At 42.0% G+C, this 15879-nt stretch carries 17 protein-coding genes; 13 read left to right on the top strand and 4 right to left on the bottom strand.

Annotation, left to right across the window (positions count from 1 at the left end; genetic code table 11):
- Positions 1–7: 7 nt before the first annotated feature.
- Genes HY987_RS12375 through HY987_RS12385 form a run of 3 tightly spaced genes read right to left on the bottom strand, consistent with a single transcriptional unit; the run spans position 8 to position 1362 of the window.
- A complete protein-coding gene (locus HY987_RS12375) occupies positions 8–199 on the bottom strand; it encodes a 30S ribosomal protein S17e (RefSeq protein WP_004031810.1) in 192 nt (63 codons plus the stop codon).
- Positions 192–497 (bottom strand): chorismate mutase, encoded by a 306-nt coding sequence (locus HY987_RS12380; RefSeq protein ID WP_292759248.1) that lies wholly within the window; start codon positions 495–497, stop codon positions 192–194. The genes HY987_RS12375 and HY987_RS12380 overlap by 8 nt, the downstream gene beginning before the upstream one ends.
- The gene (locus tag HY987_RS12385; protein ID WP_292759251.1) at positions 490–1362 is read right to left on the bottom strand and encodes a shikimate kinase; all 873 of its coding nucleotides are present in this window, start codon (positions 1360–1362) and stop codon (positions 490–492) included. Before HY987_RS12385 ends, HY987_RS12380 begins: the two co-directional genes overlap by 8 nt.
- 164 nt (positions 1363–1526) lie before the next feature.
- Between HY987_RS12385 and sppA the strand changes: the two genes are divergently transcribed.
- From sppA to HY987_RS12435, 10 genes are all read left to right on the top strand, one after another.
- On the top strand, positions 1527–2465 hold the full coding sequence (gene sppA, locus HY987_RS12390; protein WP_292759253.1) for a signal peptide peptidase SppA: 939 nt from the start codon (positions 1527–1529) through the stop codon (positions 2463–2465).
- A 138-nt stretch (positions 2466–2603) separates the two neighbouring features.
- Complete coding sequence (locus tag HY987_RS12395; RefSeq protein WP_292759445.1) at positions 2604–2897, top strand: MJ0307 family thioredoxin; 294 nt, start codon at positions 2604–2606, stop codon at positions 2895–2897.
- Between the two features lie 19 nt (positions 2898–2916).
- Entirely contained in the window at positions 2917–4092 is a 1176-nt protein-coding gene (gene cbiD / locus HY987_RS12400) for a cobalt-precorrin-5B (C(1))-methyltransferase CbiD (protein WP_292759256.1), read from the top strand.
- A 314-nt stretch (positions 4093–4406) separates the two neighbouring features.
- Complete coding sequence (locus tag HY987_RS12405; protein ID WP_292759259.1) at positions 4407–5468, top strand: glycosyltransferase; 1062 nt, start codon at positions 4407–4409, stop codon at positions 5466–5468.
- A gap of 266 nt (positions 5469–5734) precedes the next feature.
- A complete protein-coding gene (gene moaC, locus HY987_RS12410; protein ID WP_292759262.1) occupies positions 5735–6211 on the top strand; it encodes a cyclic pyranopterin monophosphate synthase MoaC in 477 nt (158 codons plus the stop codon).
- 11 nt (positions 6212–6222) lie between these two features.
- Positions 6223–8304, top strand: a complete 2082-nt coding sequence (locus tag HY987_RS12415) for a DEAD/DEAH box helicase (RefSeq protein ID WP_292759265.1) — start codon at positions 6223–6225, stop codon at positions 8302–8304.
- 82 nt (positions 8305–8386) lie between these two features.
- Positions 8387–8917, top strand: coding sequence for a DUF2115 domain-containing protein (locus HY987_RS12420; protein ID WP_292759447.1), 531 nt, complete (start codon positions 8387–8389; stop codon positions 8915–8917).
- Positions 8918–9024: 107 nt separating this feature from the next.
- Positions 9025–9558 carry a DUF2115 domain-containing protein gene (locus HY987_RS12425; protein WP_292759268.1) on the top strand — a complete coding sequence of 178 codons (534 nt, stop codon included), beginning with the start codon at positions 9025–9027 and terminating at the stop codon, positions 9556–9558.
- Positions 9559–9779: 221 nt separating this feature from the next.
- On the top strand, positions 9780–11936 hold the full coding sequence (locus HY987_RS12430) for a response regulator (protein ID WP_292759271.1): 2157 nt from the start codon (positions 9780–9782) through the stop codon (positions 11934–11936).
- Between the two features lie 89 nt (positions 11937–12025).
- Entirely contained in the window at positions 12026–12454 is a 429-nt protein-coding gene (locus tag HY987_RS12435; RefSeq protein WP_292759274.1) for a type II toxin-antitoxin system RelE/ParE family toxin, read from the top strand.
- Between the two features lie 115 nt (positions 12455–12569).
- Here the strand turns inward: HY987_RS12435 and HY987_RS12440 are convergent, their stop codons facing one another.
- Positions 12570–13442, bottom strand: coding sequence for a 4Fe-4S binding protein (locus HY987_RS12440; RefSeq protein WP_292759277.1), 873 nt, complete (start codon positions 13440–13442; stop codon positions 12570–12572).
- A 312-nt stretch (positions 13443–13754) separates the two neighbouring features.
- Here HY987_RS12440 and HY987_RS12445 point away from each other — a divergent pair, with 312 nt between their 5' ends.
- The 3 genes from HY987_RS12445 to HY987_RS12455 all read left to right on the top strand — a co-directional run bounded on the left by HY987_RS12445 (position 13755) and on the right by HY987_RS12455 (position 15761).
- Positions 13755–13892 carry a CopG family ribbon-helix-helix protein gene (locus HY987_RS12445; protein ID WP_292759280.1) on the top strand — a complete coding sequence of 46 codons (138 nt, stop codon included), beginning with the start codon at positions 13755–13757 and terminating at the stop codon, positions 13890–13892.
- 91 nt (positions 13893–13983) lie between these two features.
- Positions 13984–15333 (top strand): cation:proton antiporter, encoded by a 1350-nt coding sequence (locus tag HY987_RS12450; RefSeq protein WP_292759283.1) that lies wholly within the window; start codon positions 13984–13986, stop codon positions 15331–15333.
- Complete coding sequence (locus HY987_RS12455) at positions 15321–15761, top strand: hypothetical protein (protein ID WP_292759286.1); 441 nt, start codon at positions 15321–15323, stop codon at positions 15759–15761. The genes HY987_RS12450 and HY987_RS12455 overlap by 13 nt, the downstream gene beginning before the upstream one ends.
- Positions 15762–15879 lie beyond the last annotated feature (118 nt).

Genomic DNA, 15879 nt, shown 5'->3' on the forward strand with positions numbered 1-15879 from the left:
ACCAACCTTAGAAGTAATTATTTTTAACCAATCGAGTTACGTAACCTGCGATTTTGTTTCGCAGATGTTTGGTACTTACAGTGGAGAATTCCTGCACTAACTTCTTATTTTCATCGAAATCTGTGGTGAATTTACCGGGATAAGTTTCAATCAGCTCTTTGGCTGTTCTTTTAACGAATGATGTTCTAATGTTACCCATGCTTTTTACCTCCTTGAATTTTCTGTTGTTCTTTTTTGCTCAAATCCGTCAGTATCATAGTGATCTGGGTGAGACTGTCTTTATCTATTTCCTGCTCTTTAGCTATTTCTCGGATCTTATGGTGGATAAATTCTTCCCTTTCTGGATCATGAATTTCCATTCCCAGAACTATTTTGGCCTGGTAAATATCAGTTGCCAGGGAAGTTCGCTCTTTAATGAGCTTTATTATTTCCTCATCCAGTATATCTATTTTCTTCCGAGAGCTTTCCAAGAGTTGTAACGCTTCTGCCCTATCCATGGTCAACCACCTTGGTTCCCACGTTGTCCACCTGAGTTAATATAACTCTTCCAGGATACGAAGTCCATGCTTCCTGAACATCGCTTATATTCTTTTCAGGAACGATGGCTACAAATGAGGGACCAGTTCCTGAAAGACCTGCGGCCAATGCACCGGAATTTAAGGCATCCAAAGCAATTCCAGCATCAAAACTAAGTGCGGCGCTATATAAAATTCCGTTTAAGGTCAGAGCTTCATATACGTTGCCCTTGAGTGCTTCCTGGAATGCAATTTTTACCCAGGGGGCCAGAAGTTTCATCCTACCTACATCAGATTGGGCAGTAGGTGACTTTCTATTGGGCATGTATATTAATATATTTTGCTCCTCCAGGGGGCCCTGGTGGAAGATCTCTCTCCGTGGATTGTGAGTGATGGTAAGACCCCCAAAAAAGGAGGCACTGGCATCATCAAATGCACCAGTGATGGTAACACCAGCCTCCAATGAAGCATCAATGGCCAAGTTAAGTATATCTGAATCATTTAAGCTACCATCTGGAATTAGGCCATCATTCACCAGAGCATAGTATGTGGCCAGCACCACAGCATTGGAGGTGGCACTGCTACTGGAAAGTCCAGAAGCCACCGGTAGAGTGGAACTGGTCTTTATATTGATTCCTGTCTCTACATTGAATTTTTCCAGCACTTTGTCTACACAGATCTCCATGAGCGTGGTGGCAACATCCCTATCTGCTTTAAATGTTCTTTTTGATGATTTTAAACTGGCTTCTGCAGTCACATAAAGCTTTATACCAAACGCAGATCCGCAACCCGTTGATATAGCATTAATTACAGTAGCTGACCCGGGGGATCGGACAATTGCTTTCAAATTATCACCTGCAAGAGCAACTCTATCGAGTATTGCACTATTTTATATACATAGAAATAAAAAGACTAATAAATACATCGATGGGAAGAATAAAAAATAGAAAAGAATTAATAATATAACTTTAGATTTAAAAAATAATAATCAACGAAAAATGGGTAATAAAAATGGATAAGAATACTCAGCTGATTTTAGGTATTGTGGGAGGGGGATTTTTAATCCTTGTAGTTATTTTTATTGCTATTTTATCACTCTTAGGAAACGAGGAAGTCACCAGTAGCACTAGCTTTGGAAACACCGTGGCAGTCATACCAGTACAGGGTGAAATTGCATATGGAGAGTCCAGTATTTTGGGAAGTTCAATTGTAACCCCCCAATCTGTCACTGAGGGTATTAAACAGGCTGAAGAAGACAGTTCTGTCAGTGCCATAGTCCTGGATGTTAACAGTCCTGGTGGTTCACCAGTGGCCAGTGAAGAGATCATGAACGTCGTTAAAAACTCCAGTAAACCAGTGGTGGTGTGGATCAGTGATATTGGTGCTTCTGGTGCTTACTTGGTTGCCTCACCTGCGGATAAAATCGTTGCCAGCCCATCATCCATTGTGGGTAGTATTGGAGTTATTCTCAGTTTAACCGATCTATCTGGACTTTACCAGAAGATCGGAGTCAATCAGTACGCCATTAAAGCAGGGGAATATAAAGATATAGGTGCTTCATACCGTAATTTAACCCCTGAAGAAGCGGAAATGTTACAGGAAATGGTGGACCAGGATTATGAATACTTCATTAACCAGGTGGCCGAGAATCGTAAATTGGATGTAAACTATGTGCGAACTATTGCCGAAGGAAAAATATACACCGGAACCCAGGCCAAAGATTTGAAACTGGTGGATGAAACTGGTGACCGGGAAAAAGCAATTGAATCAGCGGCCAGACTGGGTGGTATCCAGGGAAATTACGATGTAGTTACCATCACCCCCACTGAGACATTATCCGATATTATTAAAGGTTATTCTGCCAATTTTGCCTATGCTCTGGGTAAGGGAATTGGAAGTTTACTCAATGAAGGCTCTGTGGAAAGCTCAGTGGATTACAGTATACGATGATATACCAGGGTCCATTGGGAAAAATTTTACATATTTAATTTTCCCCAAAAAAATAATTCATCCCAAATTTATAAAAATACAATTTCCATAAAAAAGAATTTAAATAAATAAGCATAGAATTTAAAGATATAAGATTACATTCAAGTCTTAAAAAATGAGGTGAAAAATATGGTTGTCAAAGTAGAAGTATTCACATCTCCTTCCTGTCCCTACTGTCCCATGGCTATTGAAGTTGTAAACGAAGTTGAAAAAGACATGCCTGGTGTTCTAGAAGTTGAAAAAATTGACATCATGGTTGACCGGGAAAAAGCAGTTGAATATGGACTCATGGCAGTGCCTGCCATTGCTTTAAATGGAGTAGTGCGTTTTGTGGGCGCTCCAGCTAAAGAAGAACTGGTAAAGGCCATAGAAGAAGAGAAAACCGGGAAATAATATTATTTTATTAATTACCATGGAAGAAGATCATTCCTGTCAAAAAGACCAGAATATCGCTAAAACTAATTTTAAACCTGGCAGGGGGAATCAATCACCCCCCTCATCTGTTTCTTTTCCAGTTGATAGTGATGATTATGGAATCACCACTGGAAGCGCAGCCACTGCAGCAGCTTTAGCCGCACTCCTATCAATAAAAGAAAAAGTCTCCTCAGTTAATATTAAAACACCCCTGGGATGTCTGAATATTTCTGTTGATAATTCTCAAAAAATTGATGATTATTCTGGACGGGCTTCAGTAGTGAAAATGCCCTACCACGACCCTGATGTCACCATCAATATAGAGGTGCAGGCAGAAGTCCAGCTTCAAAATAAACCTGACATCATAATCACTGGTGGAGAAGGAGTGGGACGGGTAACCAAACCAGGCTTACAACTATCCGTGGGTGAAGCGGCCATAAACCCAGTCCCCAGGGAGATGATCAAGTCCAACCTGGAGGATGCACTGCCACCAGGTAAGGGTGCAATAGTCAAAATTATCATACCTCAGGGTAGAGAGATTGCCCATAGGACCATGAATCCCCGTCTGGGTATTGTGGATGGTATTTCCATACTGGGAACCACCGGTATTGCCCGTTCCATGAACTCGGAGAGTTTCCAGATGGCCAAAAAATGTCAGTTGGATGTGGCACTGGCTGAAGGCTACCACAAGCTGGTTTTTGTACCAGGGAATATTGGGGAGAAGCTGGCCAAGCAGTTGCTGGATGTGGAAGATGATCAGATCATCCAGATGAGTAACCTGGTGGGTTACATGCTGGATGAGGCCAAAAAAAGTGATATATCCCATTTGATTATTCTGGGTCATGCAGGTAAACTGGTTAAAATTGCCGGTGGCATCTTCCAAACTGAACATCGCCTGGCAGATGGTCGTCGGGAGATCATAACCACACACACCGGACTGGTGGGTGGAAACAGAAGTTTAATGGAGGAAGTCTACCACTCCAACACCACCGAGGATATGATGGAAATCCTGGAAAGGGAAGGAATGTTGGAAATGGTTTTCAACTCCATAGCCCTAGCCATTCAAGAGCGCTGCCATGAAAGGTTCAATTTAAAGCCAGAAGTACTCATTCTAAAGATGGATGGTACATTACTCAACAGTAACCATCGGGTTGAACTCCATCATCCTCCTTAATTTGGCTTATTTTACAAAAACCTGCTATTAACATCACCGGGTTACTGGTTTTATGAATTAATTATCTAAATTGAAATAAGTTATCCGGTTAAAATAGTTATCCAGTTAAAATTGAAAAATATCAACAATAAAATCCTATTGTAAAAAATAACCTATTACTAATAAGGATGTTTTTAAGTATTTATAGATTCCATAAGAACCTATAGATGTATGAAAAGGGAAATAGATTATTTTATCAATGGTCAATAGATTATTTTATAAATGATTATTAATTTGATTCTGAATAAATTCACGGCGAAAACTATGGTGAAATCATGCGTGTGTGCTTATTAGGACAATACCCACCCCATATTGGGGGTGTTTCATCTCACACATACCTTCTCTCCAGGGAACTTGTAAAAAGAGGAGATGAAGTTTACGTGTTAACCTATCCCCACCGGGATGTTGAAGGTATTAATGGGGTGAAGGTGGAAACTGCATTCACGCCCAATATAAAGGGTTTAAGGGGTTTGTTTTTCTTTATATCATCAACTTTTAAGCTAATGGGTATGGTGCGCCGTTTCAACATCGATCTTATTCACGCCCACTTCCTCCTCCCACCAGGACTCATCGGAGTATGTGTGGGATCTCTCCTGGGGAAAAAAACTGCAGTAACTGCACATGGCTCTGATTTATTAATACAGGCTAAAAATCCAATTCTAAGAAGATTGATTAAGTTTGTTCTTAAAAGGGCGGATTATGTGCTGGTGGTAAATCAGAACCTCCAGGAAAAGGTGCTGGAACTGGGTATAAATCCAGATAAAATTTACATAACACCCAATGCCGTTGATGTGGAAAAATTCAACCCCCAAAATAAGGAACTTCCACCCAACGTGAAGATAAGTTCTGATAAACCTGTGCTGCTCTTCGTGGGTAATCTGGTCTTTCAAAAAGGTGTTAAATATCTTTTAGAAGCTAAAAAGTTAATGAAAACCGGGGCGGAGCTGGTAATTGTGGGTGATGGTCCACTCCGTCAGGATCTGGAGATGAAAGTCCGTGATGAGAAGATCTCTGATGTGATCTTCACCAGTGCACGTAGGGATGTGGATGAAATTATGCCATCGGCTGATGTTTTTGTTCTGCCCAGTATATCAGAAGGATTCCCCATCACAATATTAGAGGCCATGGCCAGTGGCCTGCCCGTGGTGGCCACCAATGTGGGTGGGATCAGCGAAGTGATGAATGAAGATGTGGGAATAATGGTTAAACCCTCAAATCCAAGGGAACTGGCCAGTGCCCTGGATAAAATCCTGGAAAATGAAACATTAATGATTGATATGGGGGCTGCTGCCAGGGAACAGGCCCTGAAATACAGTACAATGCAGATACCATACTAATCAATTGATTATGAAAATATCCCTAATTCAATTATTATTTGTCAGTAGCTCTATCCACACGATTAATTATAGATGCTAACTTTAGTATAATTTTAGTAAGAGAATTAAAAGTTAAAGAGAAAATTAAAGTTATTTATAACTATCAAGTGAACTATCAAAGTCGAAATAAAAATCTTAAAGTAATGAACTATAAATAAAAAAATACTGCAGTAGTGGATGCCAATTAAGAATAAGGCAATTAAGAATAAAACTGGAGAGTAATGTATATGGATGAGAAGGAATTCACGCATCTCACCAAAAGTGGGGTGCACATGGTGGAAGTGGGGGATAAACCAGTCATCAAACGAACTGCCCTTGCCCGGGGAAAAATAATATTAAACAATGAAACCATCCAGCTCATTGAAAAGGGGGAGCTGAAGAAGGGTAACGTACTTACCACTGCCCAGATAGCAGCCATCCAGGCAGTTAAATCCACTTCTCAGATGATACCCCTCTGTCATCCCATACCCATCGGTGGTGTGGAAGTGGAATTTGAAGTGAACCCTGAATCCATCCAGGTTACAGTGAAAGTACGCAGCACCGGGAAGACAGGGGTGGAGATGGAAGCCATCACCGGAGTTAGTGTGGGTCTTTTGACCATATGGGACATGGTAAAAAGTGTGGAAAAGGATAAAAATGGACAGTACCCTTCCACTCGCATAATGGATATCGAAGTAATCAGAAAAGAAAAAATTGAATTATAATTAGAGGAATTATGAGTCTTGAATCAGTGGATCCAACCATCAGGAAGATAATAAAGGAGTCTTACCCCCAAATTAAGGAGCTTAACCCTGCCCAGGAGGCAGTGGTGGATGCCGGGCTATTGGATGAGAAAGAAAACTACATCATCGCCATCCCCACTGCCAGTGGCAAAACTCTCTTGGGAGTGATGGCAGCCCTGCGCACCATCCTCGATGGAGGTAAAGTGGTTTATGCAGTGCCACTTTTATCCATTCAGAATGAAAAGGTTAAGGAATTTAAAAACTTTGAAGATCACGGCATCAAAGTGGGCAAGCATCCATCCTCATCAGATATGGCAGTGATGGTATTCGAATCCTACGATGCCCTGACCCGTTTCAACTGGAACACCCTCTCTGAGGTGGACCTTCTCATTGTAGATGAGTTCCACATGATTGGGGAGTACAGTCGTGGTCCTACCATTGAATGTGCCATAACTCGTTCCCGCCTTTTAAACCCCGGGATGAGGTTAATTGCCCTGTCTGCTACCCTCCAGAACATGGAGGAACTTTCCACTTGGCTAGGTGCCAGGGTGGTGGAACATGACTACCGTCCAGTACCTTTATTTAAGGAAGTGCTCAACACCGAGGAGTACGGTACCAAAAACAAGAACGATGTTATCTTGCGTATCCTGAAGGATTCCATGGCCGAATCCAGCCAGGCCCTGGTCTTTGTTTCCACCCGCCGTTTCACAGAATCACTGGCCAATTACCTGTCCGGTAAGATAAAAAAGAGTCTTCCAGCCGAGAAGAGAAAGGATTTCAAGAGGGTTGCTGAGAAGATCCTGGATGTTCCCCGTAGACGAGGATCCCTACCCACCGAGGTGTGCCTGAAACTGGCAGAGTGTGCTGAAAACGGGATGGCCTTCCATCATGCAGGTCTATTTGACCGGCAGAAGGAGATCATTGAGGAGGAGTTCCGTGCCGGGAACCTCTTAATGATCACCGCCACCCCCAGCCTGATGTACGGGGTGAATCTCCCCTCCAAGAATGTGGTCATCAGAGATTACACTCGCTGGACCAGTCAGGGGCCCCAACCCATACCAGTCTTTGATTATTTGCAGATGTCTGGCCGTGCCGGGCGTCCTGGATATGATAAGGAGGGTTACTCCTATCTGATTGGTAAAACCTTACCTGAAGCCGAGCAACTCCAGTACCAGTACATCGAAGGGGAGATTGAAGCCACTAACTCCAAGTTACTGGAAAACAGGGATGCTGTTTATCGCCAGATCATATCTCAGGTAGCTGCAGGAATGGCTCGAAACCTGGATGAACTCCTGGAATTCTTCCAGAGCACATTTTCTGGCTTCCAGATGAGCCACTCGGAATATTCATCATTATTTGCCTCTGACACTATCGAGTTCCAGATTAAGGAGGCATTGGAGTTTCTCACAGAACACGGGATGATCCAGGTTGTTCCGGATGGATTGCGGGCCACTGCCTTTGGCATGTTAATTGCCAAGAGCAACTACACAGTGCAGACTGCGGTGCGTCTTAAGGAATTCGCCCGTTCTGGTGGGGAAGTTGATATGCCCCGCCTGGTATACGAAATATGCCGCACACCGGACCTTATTCCCATCTCATTTAAGGGTCGTAAAAGCCGGGAGCCTGTCCGGGACCGGTTGAACAGGGCGGGTTTGTTTGTGGTGGATGTGGGTAATGATGAGGCCACTGCCGCCACCCTCATGGAGTGGATGGATGAACGAAGCGAGTATGAGATTGAAAATGCATTCAATGTCTACGCTGCATCCACCCGGAGAGCTGCCTACGAAGCATCCCAACTGGTGAAGTTCCACCGGGAAATATGCCAGGTTTTGGGCATCTACACCGGACTGGATGCCATGGAAATCCTTACTGCCAGACTTTACTACGGTGTGAAGGATGAATTACTCCCACTGGTTGTGGGGATCAAACGCCTGGGCCGCAGACGTGCAAGGGCACTGGTTGATGCCTTTGGAACTGACCTTCGTTATGTGTCCCGTGAGGAACTGCTTCGAATTGAGGGTATAGGACCTAAAACTGCAGAAAATATACTTAAAAAGTACCATGCTCATGATTAGCCCATAAACTGGTTTTTATGGATTTTTTTGTTAAATTGAGAGACAGGGTACTAAAAAAAGGATAAACACTCCATTGGAAACCATGATTATCAAAGAACTGGACTTTTCCCAGGAGATATCAAAAAATGATCTCCTGGAGGCACTTAAGGGTGAAGCCAACCAGGTGCATGTAAATGATTTCATCAAAACTTGCAGCTTCCTCCGGAAGAATATGGAACATGTTCACCCCCATTATCAGAAAGAGTACATTAAAATGTACACCGAAGGATATTTAAAGGGTTACAGGGATGTTAAAAATGATAAAACATCTTACTCTGGACAGGTTGATGTTGTTGAGTTGGCAGAATCCATCCAGCTTCTGGAAAACCAGGAACAATTAATGGAAGCCGAGTTTGGTAAAAATAACCGATCATTTAAGCCCTACCTGATCATGTCCCTTTACACCACATTTATACTGGAAGAACCAGTTCACCCTGTGGGCACACCATTTCCAGGTGGCTTGAAGGTGCGGAAAGATAGAGATATCTATTACTGTCCAGTTAAAGAAAATAATGAAAACAATCCACTGGCAGTTTGCGGTTTCTGCATTGCCCAACAGGAACCAGATATGTAAAGTTTTTGTGGAGATATACTCGGAAGTATAGGTCCCATAAGAGAGATATAAACTAAATAAGGGAAATATAGACCCCCATAAAAGAATAAATACCCTGGTGATAATTTATGGTCAATAAACTTAGTGAAATGGATTTCAACCAGGACATAAGTAAAGATGATCTTTTTAAAGTTTTAAAAGAAGAAGCCAGGTCCATTCATATTCAGGATATTATGAGGGGATCTAATTTCCTTAAAGAGGATGTAAAGTTCATGCCTACCTGGGAAAGGGAGGATATTATTGCCAGATTCACCAAGGCATTATTCGTCCGTATCAAGGATATAAAAGATGACCGTTCTCATTATTCTGGCTACGTGGATTCAGATAAGCTTAAAAACTTCCTTAATATCCAAAATGAAAGTATTCAAAACTCCCAGAGTCTTGATGAAAAATGTTTCTACCGCATTGCCAGGGTGGTCAGCACCTACACTGCATTTGTAAAGGAGGAGCCCATCCATCCAGTCGGGACCCGGTTCCCAGGTGGTTTCACCCTTCAACTGGTTGATGGTGTTTACCTGTGTCCAGTGAAGGATAAACAGAAGAATACACCAAGTGCATTGTGTCGATTCTGCGTTTCAGTGCAGGATAAGAGTGTAGATTGAAATATAAACTCTAATTTTATTCAAAATATTTTTATTCCTATTTTAATATAATAATAATGAACTAAACAAAAAAAAATCATGGTTTTTCTGGAGATGTTAACCTGGAAAAGGAAAATAAAACCTTGAAAAAGAAGGTAATTCAAATCAAAAAAAGAACATGAATTTGTAAACTATTCTATTTAATATATTAAACCACTTTACCGGCAGTAGAGGGGAACAACATGGAACCAACATCGGTAATCATCGTGGAAGATGAAAAAATAACTGCCATGGATCTTAAACAAAAACTAGTTAACATTGGTTTTACAGTTCCGGCCATTGTCTCCAGTGGGGAGGATGCAGTTGACATCGTGGCAGAGTTAAGGCCTGATGTGGTGTTGATGGATATTGTACTCCAGGGAGAGATGGATGGAATCCAGGCCGCGCAGAAAATAAGCTCCCTGGACATCCCGGTGGTCTTCTTAACAGCTTATTCTGATGATAAAACTTTACAAAGAGCTAAAGCTACCAGTCCATACGGTTACATTATTAAACCATATCCAGATAAAGAACTGGAGCTGGCCCTGGAAACCACCATCCAGAAACATCAGGAATACCGGGATAAGGTTGAATTAATCCGTTATGGGGGTCTGGGTGAAGGGGTGCCTTTGACCAGTCATGATGAGGAAGTTTCATGGGAGGAACGTCCCCGGATACTTATTGTGGAAGATGAGATAATCACCGCCATGGACCTTGCAGCCCAGCTGGGGGAGATGGGCTACTTGGTGGTGGATACAGTAACCACTGGCCAGGAGGCCATCCAAAAGGCTGAGTTATTCCGCCCTGATCTGATACTGATGGATATCGTGCTCAGCGGAGAACTGGATGGTATCAATGTTGCCGAACACATCCAAGACTTGGACATACCAGTGGTTTACCTCAGTGCCTACACAGATGATTCTACAGTTGAAAGGGCCCTTAAAACAACTCCTTATGGTTATCTGCCCAAACCATACCAGATTGATGAACTTTACACCACCCTGGAAACTGCTCTTCAACAACACAAATCAGAGACTGAGAAGATAGAAAGGATGGATCTTAAGATCAGTGTTAAGGAAGGGGAGATGGTTATTGAAAAGACAGCAGTATTCTTCATCAGTGCCATTATTCTTTCATTGATTGTTTACAGTCTGGCCACCAGGAGTATGACCTGGCTCATGTACCTTTTATTCATCCCTGCCATCTACAACCTGTTCATTGTCACCGTGAGTTTAAAGAAACCTTCACCTCCTTTAGGTGTGGAGCTGCCCTTTATCAGCATTCTTATCCCAGCACACAATGAAGAGTTCACCATCGAGCGTTGCGTTCGCTCCCTGGCGGAGTTAGATTATAATAAAGATGGAAAGCGTAACTATGAGATCATTGTGATTAACGATGGCTCCTCTGATGAGACTGGTCAGGTTTTAAGTCCCCTCAAGAAGGAATTCGATTTTCTGCATATCGTGACCCGTAAACCACCCCGTGCTGGTAGGGGTAAAGGATACGTTCTTAACGATGGTGTGAGAATATGTCGCGGAGATGTTATCGCTGTTTTTGATGCAGACGCCCGCTTAGAATCAAATTTTCTGAGTAAAATCATTCCTTACCTTGATGATGATGGCGTGGCTGGAGTACAGGCCCGAGTGCGCATGTATAACGCTGACCGGAACCTGCTTACCAGGATGCAGGAGGTTGAGTTTTCTATTTTTGGTAACGTTATTCTAAGGGCACGGGATATCATGGGCAAATCCGGTTTCCTGGGTGGTAATGGGCAGTTAACCCGGAAGAAGTTCGTGGAGGATATCGAGGGATGGGATGGTTTTGCAGTTACCGAAGATCTGAATATGAGCATTAAACTGATACTGGATGGTCATAAAATACGTTACTGTCCCGAGGCAGTAGTCTGGCAGGAAGCAGTACCCCAGTGGAAGCCTTTCTTCCGGCAGAGGGTACGATGGGCCACCGGGAACCTTGAAACATTGTTCGTGTACCTGGCCCCCATAATAGACGCTAAAATACCACTCTACAAAAAAATAGACTCCATACAGTACCTGGTTTTCCTCCTGTTTACAGTGTTTGTTATGCTAGGATACATCGTGGCTATACTGAATTTAGGGAATATAGTACGCTTTGCAATGGAAGCACCAGTGATCATTGGGATAATATCTACCGTGGCCTTCTTCCCAGGGGTTCTTCTGGGCATCCGGCGAGATAAAGTGGGAATTCTAAGGACACTTGTCAGGGCTGTGGAGTACTGGGCCTACTGTCTTTATCTGATACCCCTCTTCTTTGCTGCTTTCATTCACATGTTAACCCGTAAAGAGAGGAGATGGGCTAAAACCAAACATACCGGAGAATAGGATTATTAAAAATAGAAGAATTGTAAAAAAATTATAAAAATGTTCTAAAAAAGAATGGTTTAATAATGATAATATATTGGAGCATGAATTTGGGGGGGGGGATTATCATCGGTAATGAATTTAATGCTAAAGATCAGGTTATTTCCCTAGAATATCATGCTGAACTGGATGAAATCCGGGAAAAAGTTAAGCGTGGCCATTGCAGCACTTTGAGGGAATGTTTACTGCTTTTTAAGGATTTCTGGGCTGAATCCCGTGAAACAGACATGATGATTTCGCATAAGTTCCAGAAGGAGATTGAAAAACTATCACAGAAAAATCCGAAACAATATGCACAGGTTCTAAGGAAGATGGAACAGATCACTGAAAAACCTCTGCACTACAAGCCATTGAGTGGTGACCTGCACGGGTCCCGACGGACGCATGTGGGGGATTTTGTGCTAATCTATGGGATAAATGAGGGTAGGGTGGTTTTTCAGGATTATAACCATCATGATCGGGTTTACCAGGGAAAATAAGTGATAAAAATATCAATAGTTTAATATAAATAGTCTAATGAAGGACAAATATTGAGATTAAGAAGAAATTTTATAACCAGTAGCCATAAATCTGATTTTTATTCTAATTCAATTTTTATTCTAATTCAACATCAACCAGTGTTTTCACTCTTTCCAGTGAACGTTTTAAAGCATCATCATGCATTTCAATCTTCACCGCACCTTTAGGACAGATTTCAGCGCATCGTCCACATATTCTACATTTTTGATCATCTCGTTGGGTAGTTCCACCCACCACAGTGATTGCATCCACAAAACACACCTCCTTGCTACACAACCCACAGCCATTGCAGATGTCCTCATTGAAGGTTATTTCAACACCCTCCATTGGGGAGAAACTACTGCCCATACCCGCTGGTAGGTTGGGGGTCATTTTCCACAGACAGCAGCACTGACAACAGTGACAGATGGAGAGTAACTCCTCTTTAGGGCCAGTGTTTAACCATACACTGTCGATCTTATTTCTGCCAATTATAGGCACCAAACCTGCTTCCTGCCCCCGGTTTACGTGTTGAATTGCTTCAGTAGCTGAAACTATTCTTCCCAGCTTGGTTGATATTCTCTGGGACCCTTTCCCTAGAAACAAACACCCTATATCATGAGGGTAATCCTGGCAGTTATTGGAAGTTCGGCAAATGCAAGTATCCATTATGAAATGGTATCTTGACCTTTTGATCATCTCTCTTAAAACCTGACTGGGGAGTACTGTATTTTCATTTGAAACTGGAACTGTGGTATTTAGTTCCACTTCCTGAACAGTTCCTGCATGGTGGGTTTTAGTGGCAGCATCCCGGGGAAGCACTTGTATATCATCCCCTGCAAAGAGCATTCTATTCACCACCCATGCCAGTGGGGGGAGTTTCTGGCAGGCCTTGGCTAGGAAAAAACGGGTGTTGAAGGTTGAATGTATAACCCTTATACTAAAATCTGAAAAGCTGATCTTCTTCATTACATCCTCTCATTGAATAAACTTCATTACTCCATCTCATTGATATAAAGATTATCAAATCCTTGTTTTAAAATCTTTTATGATTCTTTAAAACCTTAAACAAAATCAGGAAATAACCATTAGCATAACTTTCAATATTTTTAAATCTTTTTTTGGCCTCTTAAATCTTTAATTACCATTAATTAACATACCCAAATTTTAGAATTCTACTAATTACCATTAGTTTACGGATAACCCATTTAATGGTTAAATCAACTGAGAACCCTCATTTATCAGTAAAGTATATATTCGTAATGAGTCGTAAAGATATACATGACAAAGAAGAAGAGTGTTTACATCCGCCTGGAGCCAGAGTACATCGAAAAAATTGACCAGATGGCAAAGAAAGAGGACCGTTCCAGATCATACATTATACGCAGATTGATCATAAATGGACTGGGTAAAAAGTAATACTTTTTAGTTATTTTTTATCCGTTTTTTAAGAAAAACACCCTAATAATAGTACAACACATTTCAAGTTTGATTTACTGGACTGGTATCCATGAGCGGAGATCAAATTCTACTTGGCCTGGGTCTTATTATTGGATTAGGAATTTCTCTGCAATGGTTAGCCCGTGCTATTAAAATACCAGGAATTATCTTACTGCTACCAGCAGGTATGATAGTAGGTCCTGTTTTAGGCCTGGTAAAACCCTTCGAAATTTTTGGTGACTCACTTTTTCCAATTGTCACCCTGGGGGTTGGTATTCTTCTTCTGAAGGGAGGTTTCGAGTTACGCATTCGGGACCTTAAACTCAATGTAAACAAGGCAGTGTGGCGTTTAGTTACAATAGGAGTGCTAATAACACTGACTTTGGGCACACTGGCTATTTTAATAATTTTAAAGGTCCCATTCATCCTGGCACTTCTTCTTGCCTCCATCCTGGTTGTTTCCGGACCAACGGTAGTGGGGCCCATACTTCAATTCGCCCGTCCCAAGGAGCCCGTGGGTTCTGTGTTAATGTGGGAGGGTATTATTATAGATCCCATAGGTGCCAGTTTAGGGGTTGCAGTTTTAAGTTTCATTATTTCCCCCAATCCATTCCCGGTCCTGGATATTTTTCTTACAATAATAACGGGAATCGTAATTGGACTGGTTGCAGCAGGATTATACATTGCTTCTGAAAGATCCAGAAGAGTTCCACCCAATTTAAGTGCGTTAGTGGCCTTCATGTTTGGAGTAGTGGCCATAGTTAGTGGAGAATTAATCTTGCAAGAAGCAGGACTTTTCGCCGCAGTTACCATGGGCTTAGTAATAGGGAATCAACGTTTAGCCCCGGTCAAAGGTATTAAGGAATTCACCGATACCATAGAACCCCTAATATTGGGAATGATATTTATAATGTTGGCTGCCCTAGTTGATTTAAATGCTATGGGCATGTATTTCTTCTCTGCCCTGATTTTAGTTGGGATTTATGTTCTCATTGTCCGACCACTGGTGGGACTGGTTGCCACCAGAGGTTTAGGATTTGATTGGGCACAAAGGATTTTCATTGGCGCAATGGCCCCCAGGGGTATTGTGGCTGCAGCAACCGCTTCTTTATTTGCCATAAGCCTACTAAAGGCAGGTATTAATTTTCCACACCTGATGCCAATGGTGTTCCTGGTAATAATTTTCACTGTGGCCATATATGGCCTTTCAGCACCAATTATTGCCCGGAAATTAAAAATCTCCCAACCAGGAAGGGATTCATTAGCAGTGATAGGTGATCAACCATGGATAACTAATTTAACCAATTCACTCCATAAAGCAGGCTGCGGTGTGATGCTGGTGGCCCTGATGAGGAAAATATTGAAAAAATTAAATCTGAAATTCCATATGTTACCTATACCGGACCTATGGCTCAATTAGCAGATGAAGATATAATAGATGAGGTTCATGAATTTAAAAATAGGGTGGAATGGCTGATAATAGCCACTGACAATCCAGACCTTACGAAAATAGTTCAAGACACTTTTCTACGTCAGTTAGGATATTTGAGCATCATCGTGTTTGGCAGGTACCGGCAGAAGCAGGATGAAATTATTTTCGCCAAAGGAGGATCAGACATGCTAATAAACACACCCTTCGGACTTTTCGGCCGCAACCAGGATGAAATACTGGACTTTTTAGATAAAGGTGGTGTTTTTGATGCCATTGATGCTTCAACACAACCTGCTGAAGGTGGTGTGCCACCGGGCATGAAACCTTTTCTCAGGGTTTTAAGTAGCGGGAAACTCGCTGTTCCTGGAGATACCTCCCCATTAAAAGAGGATGAATGGTTAATAGTTGTTCGTTAGTTTTTATAGGATAAACTTATCTTGATACATGAACTGTAGATGTAATAACCCTGCTTTTAACCTAGGTTGTATCCACAAAATTCACATAAAGACAATAAATGAGTAAATTTAAAGTATT

The sequence above is a fragment of the Methanobacterium sp. genome (assembly GCF_016217785.1).
Classification (GTDB): Archaea; Methanobacteriota; Methanobacteria; order Methanobacteriales; family Methanobacteriaceae; genus Methanobacterium.

Coding starts and splice junctions, on each gene's coding strand:
- HY987_RS12375 (WP_004031810.1), bottom strand. CDS start 199: ATGGGTAACATTAGAACATCATTCGTTAAAAGAACAGCCAAAGAGCTG.
- HY987_RS12380 (WP_292759248.1), bottom strand. CDS start 497: ATGGATAGGGCAGAAGCGTTACAACTCTTGGAAAGCTCTCGGAAGAAA.
- sppA (WP_292759253.1), top strand. CDS start 1,527: ATGGATAAGAATACTCAGCTGATTTTAGGTATTGTGGGAGGGGGATTT.
- cbiD (WP_292759256.1), top strand. CDS start 2,917: ATGGAAGAAGATCATTCCTGTCAAAAAGACCAGAATATCGCTAAAACT.
- HY987_RS12405 (WP_292759259.1), top strand. CDS start 4,407: ATGCGTGTGTGCTTATTAGGACAATACCCACCCCATATTGGGGGTGTT.
- moaC (WP_292759262.1), top strand. CDS start 5,735: ATGGATGAGAAGGAATTCACGCATCTCACCAAAAGTGGGGTGCACATG.
- HY987_RS12415 (WP_292759265.1), top strand. CDS start 6,223: ATGAGTCTTGAATCAGTGGATCCAACCATCAGGAAGATAATAAAGGAG.
- HY987_RS12420 (WP_292759447.1), top strand. CDS start 8,387: ATGATTATCAAAGAACTGGACTTTTCCCAGGAGATATCAAAAAATGAT.
- HY987_RS12425 (WP_292759268.1), top strand. CDS start 9,025: ATGGTCAATAAACTTAGTGAAATGGATTTCAACCAGGACATAAGTAAA.
- HY987_RS12430 (WP_292759271.1), top strand. CDS start 9,780: ATGGAACCAACATCGGTAATCATCGTGGAAGATGAAAAAATAACTGCC.
- HY987_RS12440 (WP_292759277.1), bottom strand. CDS start 13,442: ATGAAGAAGATCAGCTTTTCAGATTTTAGTATAAGGGTTATACATTCA.
- HY987_RS12445 (WP_292759280.1), top strand. CDS start 13,755: ATGACAAAGAAGAAGAGTGTTTACATCCGCCTGGAGCCAGAGTACATC.
- HY987_RS12450 (WP_292759283.1), top strand. CDS start 13,984: ATGAGCGGAGATCAAATTCTACTTGGCCTGGGTCTTATTATTGGATTA.
- HY987_RS12455 (WP_292759286.1), top strand. CDS start 15,321: ATGGCTCAATTAGCAGATGAAGATATAATAGATGAGGTTCATGAATTT.